A 269-nucleotide genomic window follows, 5' to 3' on the forward strand; every position below is an offset into this window, starting at 1 on the left:
CCAATCAAGCTTGGTAAAGATGCTCTTATTTCACTTGGTTCCTTGAACGCTTGGTATGATGATCACGATGGGCAACACGTGGAAGCAGTAAAGGTTGACAACAGTCATTTTGTGTCAATCACAGGAGGCACAATTAACTATCACTCTGATGGCTGGGCCTATTCCGATACTGACAATGCATCGCAGGACGGTTCGTGGGATGATCCATCTAACCCAAACTTCTACAAAGGAGCAGCGATTTTCCAACTGGATGGAGACGATCAAATTGT

Annotated in this window: 1 protein-coding gene; it reads left to right on the forward strand. The window is 45.0% G+C overall.

The genetic code is table 11. The features are described from left to right. Positions 1 to 269 (forward strand): GbpC/Spa domain-containing protein (locus IV71_RS07690; RefSeq protein WP_268761156.1); only part of this gene is annotated, 269 nt, incomplete at both ends.

It is taken from the genome of Fructobacillus fructosus KCTC 3544 (genome assembly GCF_001438695.1).
Lineage (GTDB): Bacteria > Bacillota > Bacilli > Lactobacillales > Lactobacillaceae > Fructobacillus > Fructobacillus fructosus.